Below are 20,821 nucleotides of genomic sequence, written 5' to 3' on the forward strand. Positions count from 1 at the left end.
AGTCGCGCGGATGGCTCCCTCTCCCCCTGGGAGAGGGCTGGGGTGAGGGCACGCCTCAGCATCGAAAGTCTCAGTGGAAAAGGCTGCGCCGTTTTCCACGCTACGGTGGCAAGGGACTGATCGCGATCATGGCGGTCCGCCGATGCGGCCGATGCTACGGTTGCTTTCGTGCCTGTAGGAGCGGCCCATGGCCGCGATTGCCCAGCGCCACCGTTAAAGCCCGACGATGGCGCTGTCCGGCCTCTTGATTCCCCGCGTGGAAACCTCCTGTCATCGCCCCCCAGGAACATCTCGGCGCCCGCTCCGGTCGGTTGCAGGAGAGGGGTGAGTCCGTGCGCGTCACCGTTCGGTAAAGATCATGGATTTAACATTGATCTCTGAGGCGTCTGGCCCTAAAGTTCGCGCCCGAACGTCCATGCTGGAAACGATCCATCCGGCTCAAGTACCGACGACGAGACAGCGAGGTCAACGCCAGTACGCGTTGACCTTTTTGCTTTCGGCGATGTGCCTTGGGAAGTAGGCGAACCAAAGTGGGGAAACGGATTAGGCGTTCAGAACACCCCCTCCTTCAATTTGTTCTGCCCATCGGGAGTCCGACGCATGTCCATCAAGGTCGAAGATTACTATTCTCGCGAAACCTTCCAGAAGATGAAGGCCTTCGCCGACCAGCAGGAAACCCCCTTCGTCGTCATCGACACCGCCACCATCGGCCGGGCCTATGACGATCTCGTTGGCAACTTCCCGTTCGCCAAGATCTATTACGCGGTCAAGGCCAACCCGGCCATCGAGATCACCGAGTTGCTGCGCGACAAGGGCTCGAACTTCGACATCGCCTCCATCTACGAGCTGGACAAAGTGTTGTCCACCGGGGTCGAGCCGGAGCGTATCAGCTACGGCAACACCATCAAGAAATCCAAGGACATCCGCTACTTCTACGAGAAGGGCGTGCGCATGTTCGCCACCGACTCCGAGGCCGACCTGCGCAACATCGCCAAGGCCGCCCCGGGCTCGCGCATCTATGTGCGGATCCTCACCGAAGGCTCCAACTCCGCCGACTGGCCGCTGTCGCGCAAGTTCGGCTGCCAGCCCGACATGGCCCTGGATCTGCTGATCCTGGCCCGCCAGCTGGGCCTGGAGCCCTACGGCATCTCCTTCCACGTCGGCAGCCAGCAGCGCGACATCGACGTCTGGGACGCCGCCATCGCCAAGGTCAAGGTGATCTTCGAGCGCCTCAAGGAAGAAGACGGCATCACCCTGAAGATGATCAACATGGGCGGTGGCTTCCCGGCCAACTACATCCAGCGCACCAACAGCCTGGAGACCTATGCCGAGGAGATCATCCGCTTCCTCAAGGAAGACTTCGGCGACGAACTGCCGGAAATCATCCTGGAGCCGGGTCGTTCGCTGATCTCCAACGCCGGCATCCTGGTCAGCGAAGTGGTGCTGGTGGCGCGCAAGTCGCGTACCGCCGTCGAGCGCTGGGTCTACACCGACGTGGGCAAGTTCTCCGGCCTGATCGAAACCATGGACGAATCCATCAAGTTCCCGATCTGGACCGAGAAGAAGGGCGAGATGGAAGAAGTCGTCATCGCCGGGCCGACCTGCGACAGCGCCGACATCATGTACGAGCACTACAAGTACGGCCTGCCGCTGAACCTGGCCAGCGGTGACCGCCTGTACTGGCTGTCCACCGGTGCCTACACCACCAGCTACAGCGCGGTGGAATTCAACGGCTTCCCGCCGCTGAAGGCCTTCTACCTCTAAGGTCTTCCCGCGGTAGTCGAGCCCGCGTCCCATCAGGGACGCGGGCTTTTTCATGCCTGTGGAAAAGCCCTGTGTCAGGCGGTTTTCCGGATTGTTAAGAATAATTTACATTCGCTATGGATTTGATAATCGTTTGCAAATAGAATCGCGCCGCATTCACATAAGGAGGCGGCCCGCCATCATGTCCAAGGAAATGTCCTCGCTGTCCCAGCGCCGTTTGCTGGTTTCTACCTTCAGTGTCGCCGTCGCTTCGCTGTCCCTCGGGACTCAGGCCCAGGACGCCAAGGAGCCGGTGACCCGATTGGAAAGTCTGACCATCGAAGGTCAGGCGCAGCAGGAAGGCTTCAAGGCCGAGCAGTCCGCCTCGCGCAAGTACACCGCGCCCCTGCTGGACACCCCCCAGACCGTCACCGTGGTGCCGGCGCAGGTCATCCAGGACCAGCAGGCCCTGAGTCTGAGATCGGTGCTGTCCAACGTATCCGGCATCACCTTCAACGCCGGCGAGGGCGGTGGTGGCTCCGGCGACAGCATCAATATCCGCGGCTTCAGCGCCAACTCGAACATCCAGATCGATGGCCTGCGCGACAGCACCCAGACCAACCGTACCGACACCTTCAACCTGGAGTCGGTCGAGGTCATCAAGGGCCCCAACTCGGTGTTCGGCGGCGCCGGCACCACCGGTGGCTCCATCAACCTGATCAGCAAGAAGCCCCAGGAGCGCCAGTTCACCCGCATCGGCGCGGGCCTGGGCACCGACAGCTATCGCCGCCTGACCCTGGACACCAACCAGCCGTTGCAGGGCGTGGGTACCGACAGCGCCTTCCGCCTGAATCTGATGGCGCACGAGAACGACGTGCCCGGCCGCGACCAGATCGATCGCGAGCGCTGGGGCATCGCGCCGTCGCTGGCCCTGGGCCTGTCGGACGATACCCGCCTGACCCTGAGCTACTTCCATCAGACCGACAACAACCAGCCCGACTACGGGGTGCCGGCGCTCAACGGCAAGCGCCTGGGCGGGGTGGATCGCGATGCCTATTTCGGCTTCAAGAACATCGACAAGGAAGACATCAACAACAATGTCTTCACCGTGGAGCTGGAGCACCGCTTCAACGACAACCTGAGTCTGCAGAACCTGACCCGCTACAGCCGCATCGAGCGCGACGTGGTGATCTCGGCGTCCCACGTCAACCTGGGTGGCGTGGCCGCGGGTCGCTATCGCCCGGCCGGTCCCCAGGGCTATGGCCGCGACGTGACCTCGGAGATGTGGATCAACCAGACCAACCTGACCGGCAATGTCGATACCTTCGGCCTGGGTCATTCCTTCGTGCTGGGCGCCGAGTTCTCCCGCGAGGACTACGACCGCGACACCTACAGCTATGGCCTGACCTTCCCGGCCGCCGGCTATTCCCTGGCTGCGCCGCCGGAGCGCTATGACGGCGCGTCCGACAAGCAGACCTCGGCCATCGCCAACAACGTGCTGACCGACAAGGCGCTCTATGCCTTCGACACCATTGCCCTCAACGACTACTGGGATCTGAACCTGGGCCTGCGCTACGACTGGTTCGATGGCGACAGCGACACCACCCCGGTCGCCAACGGCGTGCGCGGCGCCAAGACCAAGCTGAGTTCCGATGACGCCAAGTTGAGCGGGCGCGCCGGCCTGGTGTTCAAGCCGGCTCCGAACGGCCGGGTCTACGTGGCCTATGGCACCTCCTTCAATCCCTCGGCGGAAAGCCTGACCTCCACCGGCGCCGGGTTGAGCGCCGCCAACCAGGATCTGGGTCCGGAAAAGAACAAGACCTGGGAGCTGGGCACCAAGTGGGAATTCCTCGACAAGCGCCTGGAGCTGGACGGCGCGCTGTTCCGCGTCGAGAAGAGCAATGCGCGGGAAACCCTGGCCGACGGCAGCACCGCCCTGGCCGGCAAGCAGCGCGTGCAGGGCATCGAGCTGGGCGCCACCGGACGGATCACTCCGCAGTGGAACGTCTACGCCAACTTCACCTTCCTCGACAGCGAGACGCTCAAGGCCGCCGACACCCTGGACGGCCGCAATCGTGAAGGCCAGGCGCTGGCCAACACTCCGCCGCGTTCGCTCAATCTCTGGACCACCTATGAGCTGCCGGCCGGCTGGCGGGTGGGCTATGGCGCCCGCTACGTCAGCGAGCGCAACGTCACCTCCAGCAACGACGGCGCCAAGCTCGACGACTATTGGCTGCACAACGCCATGGTCGGCTATCGCGTCAATCGCAACGTCGACCTGCAGCTCAACGTCAACAACGTCTTCGACAAGGACTATGTGGAGCGGGTGCGTTCGCAACTGGGGGTGAGCACCCGGTCGTCGGCCATCGAATACGGCGATGCCCGTTCCGCCATCCTGACCGCGACCTACAGCTTCTGAGGTCGCCTGCAGCAACCGAAGCCCTGCCTGCGCAGGGCTTTCGGCGTTAGAGGGGAATCACCATGATGATCAGCGTTCCGGGCGTGCTGACGCCCGAGCAGGTAAGGGAATGCCGGGAGCGGCTGGAGGCGGCCGCCTGGGCCGATGGCCGGCACACGGCCGGTTTCCAGTCGGCCATGGCCAAGGACAATCTGCAGCTGCCGGCGGACGAGCCGGCGGCGCGCGCGGTGGGCGAGCTGATCCAGCAGGCGCTGGCACGGCATCCGCTGTTCGTCGCCGCGGCGCTGCCGGCACGGGTGTTTCCGCCGCTGTTCAATCGCTACCAGGGCGGCCAGTCCTTTGGCCTGCACGTGGACAATGCCCTGCGGCCGCTACCGGATGGCAGCGGCTACCTGCGCACCGATCTGTCGGCCACGCTGTTCTTTTGCGAGCCGGACGAGTACGACGGCGGCGAGCTGGTGGTGGAAGACACCTATGGCGCCCACAGCGTAAAGCTGGCGGCGGGCGATCTGATCCTCTATCCGGCCAGCAGCCTGCACCGGGTGCTGCCGGTCACCCGCGGTACCCGGCTGTGTTCCTTCTTCTGGATCCAGAGCCTGGTGCGCGATGCCGGCCAGCGCGGCCAGCTGTTCGAACTCGACCAGGGTATCCAGCGGGCGGCGGCCGAGCTGGGGCAGGGCCACGAGGCCTGCCTGCAGCTGACCGGTGTCTATCACAACCTCCTGCGGCTGTGGGCCCAGCCCTGATCCGCGGGGGTCTGTTCCAGCTGCACAGCCTGCTCGGGCTGGCGGCGGGCCTGGTGCTGGTGGTGCTGGGGGTGACGGGGGCGCTCTACAGCTTTCAGCTGGAGTTGCTGGAACTGCTCAATCCGCCGCCGACCGCCGCGACGCCGGACCGGCGTCCGCTGACACTGCCGGAAGTGCGGCAGCGTCTGCTCGCTCCGGGTCAGGAATTAGGCTTCGTCTCCAGCATGGCGGGGGAGGGCTACGGCCTGCTCGGCCTGGCGCCGGCGAGCGGCCAGGGCCGTGGCGAGGTGCTGCTGTTCGATCGCTACACCGGCGAGGTGCTGAAGGCGCCGCGCGGCCAGGGATTCTTTCGCCTGGTCCTGGACCTGCACCGCTCCCTGGCCCTGGGGCCGGTAGGCAAGGCCCTGACCGGGGCCGCCACCCTGATCCTGCTGGTGCTCTGCCTGTCCGGCCTCTACCTGCGCTGGCCGCGCCAGGCAGGGCGCTGGCGCACCTGGCTGACCCTCGACTGGGCGCGTCGGGGGCGGAGTTTCCACTGGGACCTGCACGCCGTGGCGGGCACCTGGTGCCTGCTGCTCTATCTGCTGGCGGCCATGACCGGTCTGTACTGGTCCTATGACTGGTATCGCCAGGCCAGCGAGCGATTGCTGGGGGCGGCGCCGGAACCCCGGATCAGTGGCGTGGTGGCGCGCCAGGACGTGGATTTGGATGCGCTCTGGCAGAGCTTTCGGCAGGAAACCGGCGGACAGGTCGAGGGCTATGGCCTGCTGCTGCCCAATCCGGCGCGCAAGGTCAGTCAGCCGACCCTCTGGTACCTGCCCGACGAGGCCGAGCATGTCCGTGCCCTCAATCGGATCGTCTTCGATGGTGCGGGACGGGTGCTCGATCACCGCCGCTATAGCGAACAGCCGCTCGGCGCTCGGCTGCTGCTCAGTGTCTATGCGCTGCATTCGGGCGAGTATTTCGGTCTGGCCGGACGGGTGGCCCTGGCGCTCGCCAGCCTGGCCATGCCGCTGTTCGTGGTGACCGGCCTCTGGCTCTATCTGGACCGCCGCCGCAAGCGTCGCCAGGCGCACCAGGCCCGGCGCGGCCTGCTGCCGGCCACGCCGGGCGCCGCCGACTGGCTGATCGGCTATGCCAGCCAGAGCGGCCAGGGCGAGGCACTGGCCTGGCAGGCTGCCGGCCAGTTGCAGGCGGCGGGCCTCAGCGCCGAGGTGATCGCGCTCGGACGACTCTCGGTCGAGCGCCTGCAGCAGGCCACCCAGGCGCTGTTCGTCGTCGCCACCCACGGCGATGGCGAGGCACCGGACGGCGCCCGTGGCTTCGAACGACGGATGCTGACCCAGAACGCGCTGCCGAATCTGAACTTCGGGGTGCTGGCCCTGGGCGACCGCCGCTATCCGGCCTATTGCGCCTTCGCCCGGCGGCTGGATGCCTGGCTCGCCGGGCAGGGCGCGCGGCCGCTGTTCGCCCCGGTGGAGGTGGACAATGGCGACGCTCGGGCGCTCGCGCTCTGGCAGGGTCGACTCGAGGCCTTGGGCGCCGTGGCCATCGAGCCAACGGTCGAACGGCCACTGCGGGCCTGGCCGCTGCTAGCGGTGCAGCCGCTCAATGCCGGCAGCCCCGGTGGAGCCGTCTTCGAGCTGCAGCTGTTGCCGCCGCCCGAGAGCATTTGGGCACCCGGCGATATCCTCGAAATTGCGCCGCGCCAGGGCGCCGAGCGCGTGGCGGCCTGGTTGTCGCCCCTGGGGCTGGCCGCGGACAGCGTGGTGGTGGGCGACGGCGTCAGCCAGACCCTCGCCGCGGCCCTGGACACCCGCCTGTTGCCGAAAGACCAGGCCGCGCTGGCGGGCCTGGGCGCCCAGGCGCTGCTCGACGCTCTAATACCGCTCGCCGTGCGCCAGTACTCCATCGCCTCGCTGCCCGACGAAGGTGCGCTGCGATTGCTGGTGCGCCAGCAGCGCAAGGCGGACGGTCGCCTGGGCATCGCCTCCGGCTGGCTGACCTCAGGGCTGAGGCCGGGCGATGCGGTGCAGGCGCGGCTCCGCGCCCATCCGGGCTTCAGACCGCCGCTGGACCCGCGTCCGCTGATCCTGATCGCTGCCGGTACCGGACTGGCCGGGGTGCGCCCGCTGTTGGCTGCCCGTATCGCCGCCGGGTACCGGCGCAACTGGCTACTGTTCGGCGAACGCACGGCGGCCCACGACGATTTCTATGGGGCGGAGCTGGATGCCTGGCAGGCGCGGGGCGAGCTGGCCCGTCTGGACCGGGTGTTCTCGCGGGACGGCGATGGCTATGTGCAGGACCACCTGCGGGAGCAGCGCAAGCGGCTGCTGGACTGGCTGGCGGCGGATGCCGTGATCATGGTCTGCGGCAGCCTGCCGGGCCTGGGGCGCAGTGTCCAGGCGACCCTGGCGGCGCTGCTCGGCGAGGCCGAGGTCCAGCGGCTGATCGACGAAGAACGCTACCGTCGCGACCTCTACTAGGCTTAGGCCCGGGCGATGCACCAGACGCCAGCGCCGATCAGCGCCACGCCGGCCAGCTTGCCGAGGGTGACCGGATCCTGGCGAAAGCCGGCCCAGCCGAAGTGATCCAGGCTCAGCGACATGGCCAGCTGCCCGGCGATCACCAGCGCCATGAACAGGGTGGCGCCGATGCGCGGACCGGCGAAGGCGGCCATGGCGATAAAGAACATGCCCAGCAGGCCGCCGCACCAGTGCCACCAGTGCAGGTCGCGCAGCGCACCCAGGGTGGGGATACCACGCTGCCAGAGGGTCAGGCCCAGCAGGGCGACGAGACCGACCATGAAGGAAATGGACGCCGCGGCGAAGACGCTGCCGAGGTGCCGGGCGAGTTGACCGTTGATGCCGGCCTGTAGCGGCAGGCAGGCACCGGCGATGAAGGGCAGGACGAGCAGCCACCAGACGGGCATCGACAGGACTCCAGGAAAAAAGGGGCGCGCAGTATGCCCCAGTGGGTGGGCGAAGCGGTCGAACCGGCGACCTCCGGTCGGGCTCCAAGCTCTATTGAATTCCGGAGCGACCGCCATGACGCCACGGGTGGAAAAGCCTCTGCCAATCCGCGAGGAGCCGGGCCTGCAACGCTGGATCTGGCGCTGCGAGCGGCTGGGCTGGGTGTTGCTGGGCCTGTTTGTCGCCCTGGCCCTGGCCGGCCTGTTCGCCAGCGGCGGGCCCTGGGCCACGGCGACCCGGGTCAGCGCGGACGGCCAGCTCAGTGTCGAATACGAGCGCTTCCAGCGCCGCGGTGCGCCGGCGACCCTGACCCTGGAACTGGCACCCGGGCTCGACCGCATCGGCCTGGATGAACGCCTGGTGGCCGACTGGACGGTGGAAGCCCTCTATCCCCAGCCGCTGCGCATGACCAGCAGCGACGGGGTGCTCTGGCTCGATCTGGCGCCGGGAACGGGGTCGAGTCGACTGCACCTCGCCTTGCGCCCGGACCGCCTGGGCACCGTCGACTGGCGCATTCTGCGACCCGGCCAGCCACCGCTGGCACTCTCCGCCTTCATCTATCCCTAGGGAATTGCCATGGAATCCGTCCTGCGCGCCGCCGCCCTCTACGCCTTTCTGCTGGTGCTGTTTCGCATCACCGGACGGCGGGCGCTGTCGGAGATCACCACCTTCGATTTCGTCCTGTTGCTAGTGATCGGCGAGGCGACCCAGCAGGCGCTGCTAGGCGATGATTTTTCGGTGATCAATGCCTTCTTGGTGATCGCCACCCTGGTGCTGATCGACATCCTGCTGTCGCTGTTCAAGGAACGTTCGCCCCGGGTCGGGCGCTTTCTCGACGGGGTGCCGCTGATCGTGGTGGAGTACGGCAAGCCGCTGACGGAGCGACTGCGCAAGGCCCGCCTCACCGAGGAAGACATCCTCGAGGCGGCGCGGCAGAGTCAGGGGCTGGAACGGCTGGAGCAGATCCGCTTCGCGGTGCTGGAAAAGAACGGCCAGATCTCGGTGATACCCGAGCCGGGAGAAAAGTGAACGGACGTGAAAGCAGGAAGGGCAGGATGAGCCTGCCCTTCGCCCTGGCCTGGATCAGGCCGGATTACTGCTGGCCGCCACCGCCGCTGTTCTGACCGCCCTTGCGGCCGGCCTCGGACGCCTTCTCGCGGTCATTGGCGAAGTTGCCGCCACTGTTCTCGCCGCCCTTGCGGCCGGCTTCGGCGGCGCGCTCGGGGTCATTGGCGAAGTTGCCGCCGCTGTTCTGGCCGCCCTTGCTGCCCGCCTCGGCGGCGCGCTCGGGATCGTTGGCGAAGTTGCCCCCGCTGTTCTGCCCACCTTTGCTGCCAGCTTCGGCGGCCTTTTCGCGATCATTGGCGAAGTTGCCGGGATTGGAGTTGTTGGTGCTCATCGTGAATTCCTCTTGATCGTGGGACGAAGGAGCCGGGTCCACCCGGACGTGGCTCCGCTACAAGGAGGGAAGCGCCTAGCGGCTACCACCCTTGCGTCCGGCTTCGGAGGCTTTCTCGCGATCGTTGGCAAAGTTGCCCCCGCTGTTCTGGCCGCCCTTGCGCCCGGCCTCGGCAGCCTTTTCGCGATCATTGGCGAAGTTGCCGGGATTGGAGTTCGAATTCTTGGTGGTCATGGTCGCTCTACCTCTTTTGGGAATGTAGTGCAGAACACATTGCCTGCCCTGGTATTGAGGAGCGGACGCGGCGAGGTTTCCCGGCCAGGGGATGGGTGGTCGCAGGCCATGGGCCACTACCAGGTCTGTATCTAAATTCGGCCGAGGCGCTGTCCAACCTCGCCGCTGGGTTGGACGGAGCAGAGACGCTGTGCGAAGTGAAAAAGCCTGGACGCAGCGGCGCCGCTGCGTCCAATACCTGTGGCTCTTACCTTGTACGACGGGTGGCGGCGGGTCTAGAAACCGTCGATGGGAATCTTCAGGTAACGACGGCCATTGGCCTCGGCGGGCGGCAGGGTGCCGGCGCGGATGTTTACCTGGATCGCCGGCAGGATCAGCGTTGGCATGGACAGGGTGGCATCACGGCGGGTGCGCAGGGCGACGAAGGCGTCTTCGTCCACTCCGTCGCGGACATGCACGTTGAGGGCGCGCTCTTCACCCACGGTGGTCTCGTGGCGCGCTTCGCGGCCGGCGGGCGGATAGTCGTGGCACAGATAGAGGCGCGTGGCCTCGGGCAGGGTCAGCAGCCGGCGGATCGAACGATAGAGGTCGCGAGCGCTGCCGCCGGGGAAGTCGCAGCGCGCCGAGCCGACATCGGGCATGAACAGGGTGTCGCCGACGAAGACATGCTCCTCTTCCACCTGGTAGGCCATGTCGGCCGGAGTGTGGCCGGGCACGTGCAGGGCGCGGGCGGTCAGGGCGCCGATATGGAAGACCTCGTCGGGCTGGAACAGGTGATCGAACTGGGAGCCGTCGAGGCGGAATTCCGGCTCCAGGTTGAAGACGTCCTTGAAGGCGCCTTGGACCCGGCGGATGCCCTCGCCGATGGCGATGCGCCCGCCCAACTGCCGCCGCAGATAGGGCGCGGCGGAGAGGTGGTCGGCGTGGGCATGGGTCTCCAGCAGCCACTCCACGGTCAGCCCCTGATCGCGCACGAAGCGGGCGACGCGATCCGCCGAAAGGGTGGCGGTGCGGCCCGAATGCGGATCGTAGTCCAGCACCGAATCGACGATGGCGCAGCGACTGCCGGGGGCTTCGTAGATCACATAGGTGAAGGTGGACGTGGTGGCGTCGAAGAAGGGTTCGATGCGCGGAGTCATGACCGGGCCTCGTCAAGCTGTGGGATGTCCCACCTTACCACGGGGCTCCGCCGCTCCGCGGCGTGCCTCGTCGCCGCAGCGCCCGATTGCCGTGCTAGGCCTAGTACCGGGCCTGCTGCATCTCCTTCAAGCGACTCAGGGTGCGGCGGAAGGGGAATTCCAGAAAGCCGCGGGTGTACAGCTGATCCAGGGGCACGGCGGCGTCCAGGTAGAGCGGGCGGCGGCGGTCGTAGGCTTCGTCGACCAGGGCGATGAAGCGGCGCACGGCGTCGTCCTGGGGCGCCAGGCGGGGCAGTTCGCGGTCGCCGGCCAGGACCCGCGTCGCGCCGTCTTCGGTGCCGCGGGCGATGCGGCCCGCACGGGGATCGCCGGACAGGCAGGGCACGCCGCTCAGCAACAGGGCGGGGAAGCGGGTGCAGAGATCCATGTAGTCGGTGGTGGCCCAGGCGCCCTGGCAGAGCACGGCGAAATCCAGCCAGATCGCGCTGGAGGCCCGCTGCACCACGGGCAGCGGGCGCTCGCCGAGGATCAGGGGCGCGGTCGTCACGGCTTCCCCCGCGGTGAGGCGGGCAAAGGTCGTGGCGAGGGCGGTGGGATCGTCCACCCAGAAGCGCGGTTCGGCTTGGCCTTGGTGCAGGCGGTGGTCCTGGCCGCCGTCCACCTCCAGCACGTCCAGGTGTGCCTGCAGCGCGGCGATGGCGGGCAGCAGGCGCTCGCGATTGAAGCCGCCGGCATAGAGCTGCTCCGGCGGCTGGTTGGAGGTGACCACCAGCACCAGACCTTGGTCCAGCAGGGCGCGCAGCAGGCCGCCCACCAGGATGGCATCGCCGATGTCGCTGACGAAGAGTTCGTCGAAGCACAGCACCCGCACCTCGGCGGCCAGCTCCCGGGCCAGCACCTGCAGGGGATCGCGGGTGCCGGCGAGCTGGAACTGACGCTGGTGCACCCAGCGCATGAAGTGGTGGAAGTGCTGGCGGCGGGCGGGCACCGGCAAGCTGGCGTGGAACAGATCCAGCAGCCAGGTCTTGCCACGGCCGACCGGCCCCCAGAGATAGAGACCGCGCGCCGGTTGGTCCGCCAGCAGCGCCGCGTGGCAGGCCTCCAGGCGCAGGGCGGCGGCCTCCTGGGCGGCATCGGGCAGGCGATCGCCTTGGGCCAGGGCGTGGTGGTAGGCGGCGAGGGGGGAGGGTGCGGTGGTCATGGTCGCCACTCTAGCCTCCGTGTTGACGCCAGACCATGCCCCGGCGGAATGACGTGAGTCCTTTATAGCGTTTGAAGGCAAGCGGCCGCGGTTCGATAGTGCGAGACGATCCCTGCCGGACGCTTCCGGCACCTCTTTTCGTCCTGCCTGGAGCCCTGTCATGGCCGCCGATTCGACCCTGCACCTCGCCCACTGCCTCGCCTCCGTGGGCGTCTCCGAGATCCTCAAGATCACCGAGCGCGCCAATGCCCTGCGCCGCCAGGGCGCCGATCTGCTGGTGCTGGGTGCGGGCGAGCCGGACTTCGATACCCCGGAGCACATCAAGGAGGCGGCGATCCAGGCCATCCGCGCCGGCCAGACCAAGTACACGGTGCTCGACGGCAGCCCGGCGCTCAAGGAGGCCATTCGCCGCAAGTTCGCCCGGGAGAACGACCTGGTGTTCGCCCAGGACGAGGTGACCGCCTCGGCCGGGGCCAAGCAGGTGATCTTCAACGCCATGATGGCGACCCTGGACGCGGGCGACGAGGTGATCATTCCCGCGCCCTTCTGGGTGACCTATGCCGACATCGTCACCATCCTCGGCGGCACGCCGGTGGTGCTGCCGTGCCGTGAGGAGGATGGCTTCCGCCTGACCGCCGAGGCCCTGGAAGCGGCCATCACCCCGCGCACCCGCTGGGTGATGCTCAACTCGCCCTCCAACCCCTCGGGGGCGGCCTATGGCGAGGAACACTATCGCCCGCTGCTGGAGGTGCTGCTGCGCCATCCGCAGGTCTGGCTGATGGTCGACGACATGTACGAGCACATCCTCTACGACGGCTTTCGCTTCGTCACTCCGGCGGCCGTGGAGCCACGGCTGCGCGAGCGGACCCTGACCATCAACGGCGTCTCCAAGGCCTATGCCATGACCGGCTGGCGCCTGGGCTATGCCGGCGGACCCAAGGCGCTGATCCAGGCCATGGCCAGTGTGCAGAGCCAGGTGACCTCCTGCCCCTGCTCGGTCAGCCAGGCCGCGGCCATCGCCGCCCTGGATGGGCCGCAGGACATCGTGCGCGAGCGCTGCGAGCTGTTTCGCCAGCGGCGGGATCTGGTGGTGGACGCGCTGAACGCGGTGCCGGGCTTGTCGGCGCGGCGGCCCGAGGGGGCCTTCTATGTCTATGCCAGTTGCGCGGGGGTCTTGGGTCGGCGGACGCCGGGCGGGGAGCTGATCGACAGCGATACGGCCTTTGCCCGCTACCTCATGGACGAGGGCGGGGTGGCGGTGGTGCCAGGCTCGGCCTTTGGCCTGGCGCCTTACTTCCGGGTTTCCTACGCCACCTCGCACGAGGTGCTGGAGGAAGCCTGCCGCCGGATCGCCGAAGCGACCCGGCGGCTGCTGGCCTGATCAGCCGGCCGGCGGTGCCGGGGGCGCCGGCGGTTGGGCGCCCGGGGCGACCGGCTGGACGCCGGGGGGCGGGGGCGGCGGCAGACGACCGGGACCGCGGGGTGCCGGCGGGGTATCCAGGGTCTGCAGCGAGTTGGCATCGGCGCCGAGGGCGCTGACCCGGAAGGCACGGCCCTGGGCATTGGCCACCAGCTCGCCGCGGACGGCTACGGTCTGACCGGGCTTGAGCAGCGCTTGCAGGCGCAGGGCTTCATGGGGCGGCAGGCGCAGGGCGGTACCGTCCTGCAGCAGGGCGCCGTTCACGTCGCCACGGGGACCGTGCAGCAACTGGACGATCTGGCCCTGGAGGCTGTCGCCATCGCGCTCGGTGCCCGGTGCCGGGGGGGCCGGCGGACGGCGACCAGCCACGCGATCGGGGCCTTCGTCGGTGACCGTCTTGCCGGTCTGGACGTTGGTCAGGGACACCGCCTGGACCAGCGGCAGGCTGGCGGCGCGCAGGCCGGCGACGTTGATGCTGTCACCCGGCTTGAAGGTGGCGGCCAGTTGCTCGGACAGGTGCGGCGGGGTGTTGACCTCGGTGCCGTCGGCCAGGATCAGGCCGTCGATATCGCCACGGGGATTGAGCAGGAACTGCTTGAGCTGGCCCTGCTGGGTAGGGATCTGGGCGCTGGCCGCGGTGGTGGAGGCGGCGCTGCCGGCGGGTGCGGTTTGTGCCAGGACGAGGCCGCTGACGGACAGCAGGGCGAAGGTCCCGATCACGAGGGTTTGGGTCTTGGTAGGCATGGATGACTCCTGCGGTGGTTGACGATCAGGATATTGCAGGGCCTGTGCCAACTTTTATTTTCTATATAAATCAATACTTTGCGATTTATTGGGACCGTCCGAGCCAGGCATTGCGTCCGGTTGGCGGACATGCCTGTCGGCAAAGCGGACAGCCTAAGAGCCTGTCCAAAGTCTGCTGCGCGTCGGCCAAACGGCGTTGAAAATGGCTTCGGAATGCTCATTTACCACTCGTAAACTCCGCTTCCTCAGTCATTTTCGCCTTGTTTGTCTCTAGCTCGCGAGACTTTGAATAGGCTCTAAGCGGGACTGTCGTCTGTGCCGACACCCAGGCCCAGCCGACTCAGCTTGGTGTAGAGCAGCTGGCGATGGATGCCCAGCCGGCGGGCCGCTTCGGCGCGATTGCCGCCGCTGCGCTGCAGGGCGCGCTCGATCAGCAGGCGTTCCAGGCGCGCGGTGGCTTCGGCCAGGGTCTCCTCCGGCCAGCTGGCGTCGATGGCCACCTCATCCGGGGTCTCGCCCTGCAGAAAGGCCAGGTCGGCGGCGACGATGCGTTCGCCCTGGGCCAGGGTCGCGGCGCGCTGGATGGCGTTGCGCAATTCGCGCACGTTGCCCGGCCAGGGGTGGCGCAAGAGCAGGGCGGCGGCATCGTCCGCCAGGACGCGGCCGCTGGGGGCGAGGAAGTGTTCGGCCAGCGGCAGGATGTCGGCCCGCCGCTCGCGCAGCGCCGGCAGGTGGATGGGTACCACGTGCAGGCGATAGAAGAGGTCTTCGCGGAAGTCGCCGCTGGCGACCCGCTGGGCCAGGTCGCGGTGGGTGGCCGCTACCAGACGCACGTCCAGGCGCACCGGCGCGCCGCCCACCGGCGTCACCTCGCGTTCCTGCAGGGCGCGCAGGATCTTGGCCTGCATCGGCAGCGGCATGTCGCCGATCTCGTCGAGAAAGAGGGTGCCGCCCTGGGCTTCGCGAAAGGCACCGAGGCGATTGGCGGTGGCCCCGCTGAAGGCGCCGCGCACATGGCCGAAGAGTTCGCTTTCCAGCAGATCCGGCGGGATGGCCGCGCAATTGACCGCCACGAAGGGCGCCCCGCGTCTCTTGCCATGCTCGTGGATGGCCCGGGCCACCAGTTCCTTGCCGGTGCCGGTCTCGCCGGTGACCAGCACCGTGGCCTCGCTGTCCACCAGGCGGCCGATGGTCTTCTGCACCTGGCGCAGGGCGTCGCTGCCGCCCACCAGGGTATGGCCCTCGACTGTGGCCGGTGGCGCACTGGCCGGACCGCGCTGGGCGGTCATGCCGGCCAGTACCCGGATCAGCTCGTCACGGCCGATGGGCTTGGTGAGGTGGTCGAAGGCGCCCAGGCGCATGGCCTCGATGGTGTTGCCGGCGCTGGCGAAGGCGGTCAGCACCGTGACCGCCGGTGGTTCGGGGAGGGCGCGGATGCGCGCCAGCACCTCCAGGCCATCCAGCCCGGGCATGCGCAGGTCGAGCAGCACGGCGTCCACCGCCTCCTGCGTCAGGAGCTGCAAGCCCGCTTCGCCCCCGTCGGCCTGCAGCACCCGGTAGCCCTGGTCCGCGGCGGTTTCCGCCAGGGCGTCGCGCAGACCGGCGTCGTCATCGATGATCAGCAGGGTTGGCATGGCAGGAGGATCTCGAAGCGCGTGGGAAGGGAGGGATCGATCAGTCGCGCCTCGCCGCCGTGGGCGCGGGCGGTCTCGCGGACCAGGGCCAGGCCCAGGCCGGTGCCCTCCGGGCGACCGGTGACGAAGGGCTCGAAGAGCTGGGCGCGCAACTCGGCGGGTGGCCCCTGGCCTTCGTCTTCCACCGCCAGCACCAGCCAGTCGCCGCGCCGGCTGGCATCGAGACGGATTTCGCTGTCTGCCGGGGCGGCCTGGAGGGCGTTGAGCAGCAGGTTGTCCAGGGCGCGGGCCAGGGCGTCGCGATCGAACCAGCCCTCATCGACGGCCACCCGGGCGGTCAGGCGGATGCCGCGCTGGACGGCCTGGTCTTCGTGACCGGCCAGCACCTCGCGGCAAAAGGCCGGCAGCGCGATGACAGTGGGTTGCAGGTGCAGCGGCTGGGTGAGGTCGAGCAGGCGGCGCAACAGGCGGTCCAGCCGGGTGACCTGGGTGAGGATGGCGTCCAGCGCCTTCTGCTGCCGGCCGCTGTCGCCGGCCAGGGCGTTCTCGGCCTTGAGGCGCATAGCGGCCAGGGGGTTGCGGATCTCGTGGGCGACCCCGGCGGCCACCCGACCGAGGGCGGCCAGCCGTTCACTAGCGTGGACCTGGGTGGTCAGCCGCTGGGCCTCGTCCCGGGCCTGGGTCAGGCGCTGCCCGGCCTGGTTGAGCGCCGCCAGCACCCGGTCCAGCTCGCGTTCGCCAGTCAGGGCGAGGGTGGGCAGGTCGTGGCTGGCATTGGCGCCCAGATCGCGCTCGACCCGCGCGACATGGCGCGACCACTGCCAGGTGAGTCGGCCGAGCAGCAGGGTGGCGGCGAGCATGGCCAGCAGCAGCAGGCCCAGGCCCAGTTTCAGCTGGCGCTGCCCGCTGCCCTCGGCGAAGGTCAGGCGAGTCAGGGTCCAGGCGGCGAGATCGGCAATGGGCCCGGACAGCGGGCAGGCGGCCACCAGCACCGTGGCGCCGTCCGCGCTGAAGCTGTCGCTCAGGCTGCGTGCCTCGGCCAGGGTCGCGGCGGAGAGATCGGCCAGGTGCTGGCGTTCGGCGGCGGTCAGGGGGAAGGGACTGGCATCGGCCAGCAGTCCCGCCTGTTCCTGCCAGAGGCCGCCGGCCATGCCGCGATAGCGCAGCAGGGCGACACTGGCCACGCCCCCGAGACTGCGCTGCAGCGTCGGGTCGGCGAGGCCCGCGGTAGGGCCGGACCAGCCATTGCTGTAGAAGCGATAGCTGCTGGCGATGGCCTGGCAGGCCTGCTCGGCTTCCACCGTGGCCTGGCCGAGCTGGGCGCTTTCCGACTGGCGCAAGAGCAGGATCATCAGCCAGCCGACCCCGACGGCCATGCCGCCGAGCATCAGCAGCAGGGCAATCAGACGACTGCGCAGCGATCCGAACATGGGCTTTCTCTTCCAGGCCTTGGCCTGGATAGAGTGCCACACCCCGGCGGAGTTCGAGTGCCAGAGCGGGTGGCTCATCTCAGCCACAGACGTACAAGCCAGACCCCGGGCGCGCTGGCTAGCCTGGGCTTCCTTCTCGAAGCCTGGCAGGTGCCCCTTGGAAATCGTCCTCTATGCCTTCAGCGTCATCTACAGCCCTGGCCCGGTAAACGCCCTGGGCCTCAATGCCGGTCTGCGCGGCCAGGCCCGCCGGGCGCTGGGCTTCTATGCCGGGGTGGGCTGCGCCATGCTGATGCTCTTTCTGGCGCTGGGCTATGCCGGGGCGGTCGTGGTCTCGGGGGCGCTGCTGCCATGGCTGGCGCTCCTCGGCGGTGGCTATTGCCTGTACCTCGGCTATCGCATCGCCCGGGCCGCGCCGCCGACGGCGGAGGGGGAGGGCGCCGCCACGCGGCTGACCTTTGCCAGCGGCCTGCTGATCCAGGGCCTCAATCCCAAGGCGTGGCTGGCGGTGCTGCCCATCGCCACGGTGATGTTTCCGGCGGCCCAGGTGACCGGGGGCAAGATCGCCCTCTGGTCGCTGCCGCTGGCGCTGTCGGCCTGCGGCGCCCCGGCGAGCTACGCCTTGCTCGGGGCGCTGCTCGGGCGCTACCTGGTGCGGGGACGCGGCTTTCGCGCGGTGAATCGGCTGCTGGGCCTGAGTCTGGTTGGCTGTGCCCTGCTGCTGTTCCACGACGCCTGGCGCGGTCTGCTAGGCTGAGCGCCGGAGGAGTCGCCATGAGCAGCCAGATCGAATTGCCCGGTGCCACGGATTGGGTGAGGCACGCCCCGGCCCATGCCGAGCTGGAGTCCATCGAGGCCTTCTTCAGTGGCCATGCCTTCGACCCCCATCGCCATGCCACCTATGCCATCGGCCGTACCCTGGCCGGTGTGCAGAGCTTTTCCTATCGCGGCGCCCGGACCAACAGCCTGCCCGGTGAGACCATGATCCTGCATCCGGACGAGGTCCATGACGGGCGTGCCGGCGCTGCCGATGGCTTTCGCTATCGCATGGTCTATCTGCCGCCGACCCTGGTGCAGGACATCCTGGGTGGACGGCCCTTGCCCTTCCACCGGGAGGGCGTTTCCCTTGACCCGCGCCTGGCACAGGCCACCGAGGCGGTGTTCGCCGCCCTCGACGCGCAATCCGATGTCCTGGCTCGCGACGACGCCCTCTATGGCCTGGTCGCGATCCTGGCCGAGGTCTGCCAGGCCTGGCCCAGTCGCGGACGGGTGGACTTCGCCGCCGCGCTGCGTGCGCGGGAATACCTGGAGGATCATCTCGACCAGGCGGTCACCCTCGACGACCTGGCCCGTTGCGCCGGTCGGGATCGCTGGAGTCTGACCCGGGATTTCCGTGCCTACTTCGGCACCAGTCCCCATCGCTACCTGACCCTGCGCCGCCTCGACCAGGTGCGTCTGCAGGTGCGCCTCGGTCGGGGGCTGGCCGAGGCGGCCGTTGCCGCCGGCTTCTATGACCAGAGTCATATGACGAAACATTTCCGCCAGGCCTTCGGCGTGGCGCCGGCGCGCTGGTTTCGCGGGCTGGCGGGAGCACCCGGCGCCACTGTGCTGGCTGGCGTATCCGACCCTTAGCGCCCCAGCGATTGGTGCGGTAGCACACAGCGGCATGCGCCGTTCCCGCAGCGTCGCCAGCGAAACGATCACGGGCGAGGGCAGTCAACCTGTGCGCACTTCATGAACAGGAGCCCTTTTATGACCGGCCAGGGAGAATCCGCCGCTCGTCCCACCTTCAGTCCTCCGGTCTTCTGGACCTCGACCCTGCTGCTACTCGTGCTGGTGCTCTATGCCAGTCTGTTCCAGGCCAACGCCCAGTGGCTGTTCGCCGCCATCCAAGGCTGGATCATCACCAACCTCAGCTGGTTCTACATCCTCGCCGTGGCCATCATCCTGGGCACCGTGGTGTTTCTCGGCATGAGTCGCTATGGCGACATCAAGCTCGGCCCGGACCACAGCGAGCCGGACTACGCCAACACCACCTGGTTCGCCATGCTGTTTTCCGCCGGCATGGGCATCGGCCTGATGTTCTTTGGCGTCGCCGAGCCGGTGATGCACTTTCTCAACCCGCCCTATGCCGATGGCCAGACGGTGGACGCCGCGCGCCAGGCCATGCGCATCACCTTCTTCCACTGGGGCCTGCACGCCTGGTCGATCTATGCCATCGTCGCCCTGATCCTGGCCTACTTCAGCTATCGCCACGGCCTGCCGCTGACCCTGAGATCGGCGCTCTATCCGCTGATCGGCGAGCGCATCCATGGCCCCATCGGCCATGCCGTGGACATCTTCGCCATCATCGGCACGGTGCTGGGCGTCGCCACCTCCCTGGGCTTCGGCGTCTCGCAGATCAACACCGGACTCAACGTACTGTTCGGCGTGCCGGTGTCCACCCCGGTGCAGATCGGCCTGATCGTCGTCACCACGGCGCTGGCCACCCTCTCGGTGGTCTCGGGGCTGGACAAGGGCGTCCGGCGGCTGTCGGAACTCAATCTGGGCCTGGCGGTGCTGCTGATGCTGACCGTGGTCATCCTCGGCCCCACGGTGCTGATCCTGCAGACCTTCGTCGAGAACACCGGCGGCTATCTCAGCGAGATCGTCAGCCGCACCCTCAACCTCAACGCCTATCGACCCACCGACTGGATCGGCGGCTGGACGCTGTTCTACTGGGGCTGGTGGCTGGCCTGGTCGCCCTTCGTCGGGCTGTTCATCGCGCGCATCTCGCGCGGGCGGACCATCCGCGAATTCGTCTCCGGCGTACTGCTGGTGCCGGCCGGTTTCACCCTGCTGTGGATGACGGTGTTCGGCAACACGGCGATCCACATGATCCTCACCGAGGGCATCACCGATCTGGCCGCCGCGGTATCCCAGGACAGCTCCCTGGCGCTGTTCGCCTTCCTCGAGCACTTCCCCTTCGCCAGCGTGATCTCGCTGATCGCCATCGTCATGGTGGTGGTGTTCTTTGTCACCTCCGCCGATTCCGGCGCCATGGTGGTAGACATGCTGGCCTCCGGCGGCCAGGACCAGACGCCGGTCTGGCAGCGCGTCTTCTGGGGCGCCAGCATGGGGCTGGTGGCCATCGCGCTGCTGCTGGCCGATGGCCTCAAGGCCTTGCAGACCGCCACCATCGCCAGTGCCCTGCCGTTCACCCTCGCCCTGTTGTTCAGCATGCATGGCCTGCTCAAGGCCCTGAAGCTGGACGCCACCAAGCGCGGCCTGCGCCATCAGTCGCTGAGTCTCACCCCGCCCACCAGCCGTACGCCGGGCGGCTGGCAGCGCCGCCTGCGCGGCCTGGCGATGTTTCCGCGGCGTAGCCACGTGGTGCGCTTCATCGGCGAGGTGGCCAAGCCGGCTTGCCTGGCGGTGGCCGAGGAATGGCGCAAGCAGGGCTATGTCTGTGGCGTGGAAGACCGCGAGGATGGCGGGGTGCGGCTGTATGTCGGTCCGGCCGAGCAGCCCGAGTTCGTCTACCAGGTCAGACCCCACGCCTACGCCATGCCCAGTTTCGTCATGGGCAGCGAGCCGGGGGAGGAGCGCAAGTACTTCCGCGCCCAGGTCTATCTGCGCGAGGGGGGCCAGGACCATGACGTCATGGGCTGGTCCCGCGAAGACGTCATCGGCGACATCCTCGACCAGTACGAGCGTCACATGCATTTTCTGCATCTAGTGGGCTAGACGAAAAAGCCGGG

Annotated in this window: 17 protein-coding genes and 1 pseudogene; 10 read left to right on the plus strand and 8 right to left on the minus strand. The window is 68.0% G+C overall.

Translation table 11 applies throughout. From position 1 onward, the window contains the following. Nucleotides 1-600 precede the first annotated feature (600 nt). From PSEK12I1_RS0118205 to PSEK12I1_RS0118220, 4 genes are all read left to right on the plus strand, one after another. Nucleotides 601-1,764: a type III PLP-dependent enzyme gene (locus PSEK12I1_RS0118205; RefSeq protein ID WP_007159636.1), complete on the plus strand. Its 1,164-nt coding sequence runs from the start codon at nt 601-603 to the stop codon at nt 1,762-1,764. 181 nt (nt 1,765-1,945) lie between these two features. After that, nucleotides 1,946-4,162, plus strand: coding sequence for a TonB-dependent siderophore receptor (locus PSEK12I1_RS0118210; protein ID WP_027602495.1), 2,217 nt, complete (start codon nt 1,946-1,948; stop codon nt 4,160-4,162). A 62-nt stretch (nt 4,163-4,224) separates the two neighbouring features. Continuing rightward, nucleotides 4,225-4,908 carry a Fe2+-dependent dioxygenase gene (locus PSEK12I1_RS0118215; protein ID WP_027597177.1) on the plus strand — a complete coding sequence of 228 codons (684 nt, stop codon included), beginning with the start codon at nt 4,225-4,227 and terminating at the stop codon, nt 4,906-4,908. Next, nucleotides 4,908-7,394, plus strand: coding sequence for a sulfite reductase flavoprotein subunit alpha (locus PSEK12I1_RS0118220; protein ID WP_027602496.1), 2,487 nt, complete (start codon nt 4,908-4,910; stop codon nt 7,392-7,394). Before PSEK12I1_RS0118215 ends, PSEK12I1_RS0118220 begins: the two co-directional genes overlap by 1 nt. A gap of 2 nt (nt 7,395-7,396) precedes the next feature. Here PSEK12I1_RS0118220 and PSEK12I1_RS0118225 read toward each other — a convergent pair whose 3' ends face one another. Continuing rightward, nucleotides 7,397-7,846 (minus strand): DMT family transporter, encoded by a 450-nt coding sequence (locus PSEK12I1_RS0118225; RefSeq protein WP_231501057.1) that lies wholly within the window; start codon nt 7,844-7,846, stop codon nt 7,397-7,399. A 109-nt stretch (nt 7,847-7,955) separates the two neighbouring features. Between PSEK12I1_RS0118225 and PSEK12I1_RS0118230 the strand changes: the two genes are divergently transcribed. Then, the gene (locus tag PSEK12I1_RS0118230; RefSeq protein WP_027602498.1) at nt 7,956-8,447 is read left to right on the plus strand and encodes a hypothetical protein; all 492 of its coding nucleotides are present in this window, start codon (nt 7,956-7,958) and stop codon (nt 8,445-8,447) included. Nucleotides 8,448-8,456: 9 nt separating this feature from the next. Continuing rightward, nucleotides 8,457-8,909 (plus strand): DUF421 domain-containing protein, encoded by a 453-nt coding sequence (locus tag PSEK12I1_RS0118235; protein WP_027602499.1) that lies wholly within the window; start codon nt 8,457-8,459, stop codon nt 8,907-8,909. A gap of 64 nt (nt 8,910-8,973) precedes the next feature. Here the strand turns inward: PSEK12I1_RS0118235 and PSEK12I1_RS25050 are convergent, their stop codons facing one another. From PSEK12I1_RS25050 to zapE, 4 genes and pseudogenes are all read right to left on the minus strand, one after another. Then, nucleotides 8,974-9,279, minus strand: a complete 306-nt coding sequence (locus PSEK12I1_RS25050) for a general stress protein (RefSeq protein WP_007159629.1) — start codon at nt 9,277-9,279, stop codon at nt 8,974-8,976. Nucleotides 9,280-9,354: 75 nt separating this feature from the next. Beyond that, a pseudogene (locus PSEK12I1_RS25055) lies at nt 9,355-9,486 on the minus strand (general stress protein); the annotation flags it as partial. Between the two features lie 302 nt (nt 9,487-9,788). Next, on the minus strand, nt 9,789-10,652 hold the full coding sequence (locus tag PSEK12I1_RS0118250; RefSeq protein ID WP_027602500.1) for an MBL fold metallo-hydrolase: 864 nt from the start codon (nt 10,650-10,652) through the stop codon (nt 9,789-9,791). 100 nt (nt 10,653-10,752) lie between these two features. Beyond that, on the minus strand, nt 10,753-11,853 hold the full coding sequence (gene zapE, locus PSEK12I1_RS0118255) for a cell division protein ZapE (protein ID WP_027602501.1): 1,101 nt from the start codon (nt 11,851-11,853) through the stop codon (nt 10,753-10,755). A gap of 160 nt (nt 11,854-12,013) precedes the next feature. On the opposite strand from zapE, the gene PSEK12I1_RS0118260 reads away from it, so the two are divergent. Continuing rightward, entirely contained in the window at nt 12,014-13,234 is a 1,221-nt protein-coding gene (locus tag PSEK12I1_RS0118260) for a pyridoxal phosphate-dependent aminotransferase (RefSeq protein ID WP_027602502.1), read from the plus strand. On the opposite strand, the gene PSEK12I1_RS0118265 is transcribed toward PSEK12I1_RS0118260, so the two are convergent. The 3 genes from PSEK12I1_RS0118265 to PSEK12I1_RS0118275 all read right to left on the minus strand — a co-directional run bounded on the left by PSEK12I1_RS0118265 (nt 13,235) and on the right by PSEK12I1_RS0118275 (nt 17,081). Beyond that, nucleotides 13,235-14,017 (minus strand): hypothetical protein, encoded by a 783-nt coding sequence (locus tag PSEK12I1_RS0118265; protein ID WP_027602503.1) that lies wholly within the window; start codon nt 14,015-14,017, stop codon nt 13,235-13,237. A gap of 296 nt (nt 14,018-14,313) precedes the next feature. Continuing rightward, nucleotides 14,314-15,651 (minus strand): sigma-54 dependent transcriptional regulator, encoded by a 1,338-nt coding sequence (locus tag PSEK12I1_RS0118270; protein WP_027602504.1) that lies wholly within the window; start codon nt 15,649-15,651, stop codon nt 14,314-14,316. After that, a complete protein-coding gene (locus PSEK12I1_RS0118275) occupies nt 15,636-17,081 on the minus strand; it encodes a PAS domain-containing sensor histidine kinase (protein ID WP_027602505.1) in 1,446 nt (481 codons plus the stop codon). The genes PSEK12I1_RS0118270 and PSEK12I1_RS0118275 overlap by 16 nt, the downstream gene beginning before the upstream one ends. A 157-nt stretch (nt 17,082-17,238) precedes the next feature. Between PSEK12I1_RS0118275 and PSEK12I1_RS0118280 the strand changes: the two genes are divergently transcribed. The 3 genes from PSEK12I1_RS0118280 to PSEK12I1_RS0118290 all read left to right on the plus strand — a co-directional run bounded on the left by PSEK12I1_RS0118280 (nt 17,239) and on the right by PSEK12I1_RS0118290 (nt 20,807). Next, nucleotides 17,239-17,838 carry a LysE family translocator gene (locus tag PSEK12I1_RS0118280; RefSeq protein WP_027602506.1) on the plus strand — a complete coding sequence of 200 codons (600 nt, stop codon included), beginning with the start codon at nt 17,239-17,241 and terminating at the stop codon, nt 17,836-17,838. A gap of 17 nt (nt 17,839-17,855) precedes the next feature. Then, a complete protein-coding gene (locus PSEK12I1_RS23950; RefSeq protein WP_028700309.1) occupies nt 17,856-18,713 on the plus strand; it encodes an AraC family transcriptional regulator in 858 nt (285 codons plus the stop codon). Between the two features lie 120 nt (nt 18,714-18,833). Further along, nucleotides 18,834-20,807, plus strand: a complete 1,974-nt coding sequence (locus PSEK12I1_RS0118290; protein ID WP_027602507.1) for a choline BCCT transporter BetT — start codon at nt 18,834-18,836, stop codon at nt 20,805-20,807. The last annotated feature ends 14 nt before the right edge of the window (nt 20,808-20,821 follow it).

It is taken from the genome of Pseudomonas sp. MOIL14HWK12:I1, from assembly GCF_000510705.1.
Lineage (GTDB): Bacteria > Pseudomonadota > Gammaproteobacteria > Pseudomonadales > Pseudomonadaceae > Chryseomonas > Chryseomonas oryzihabitans.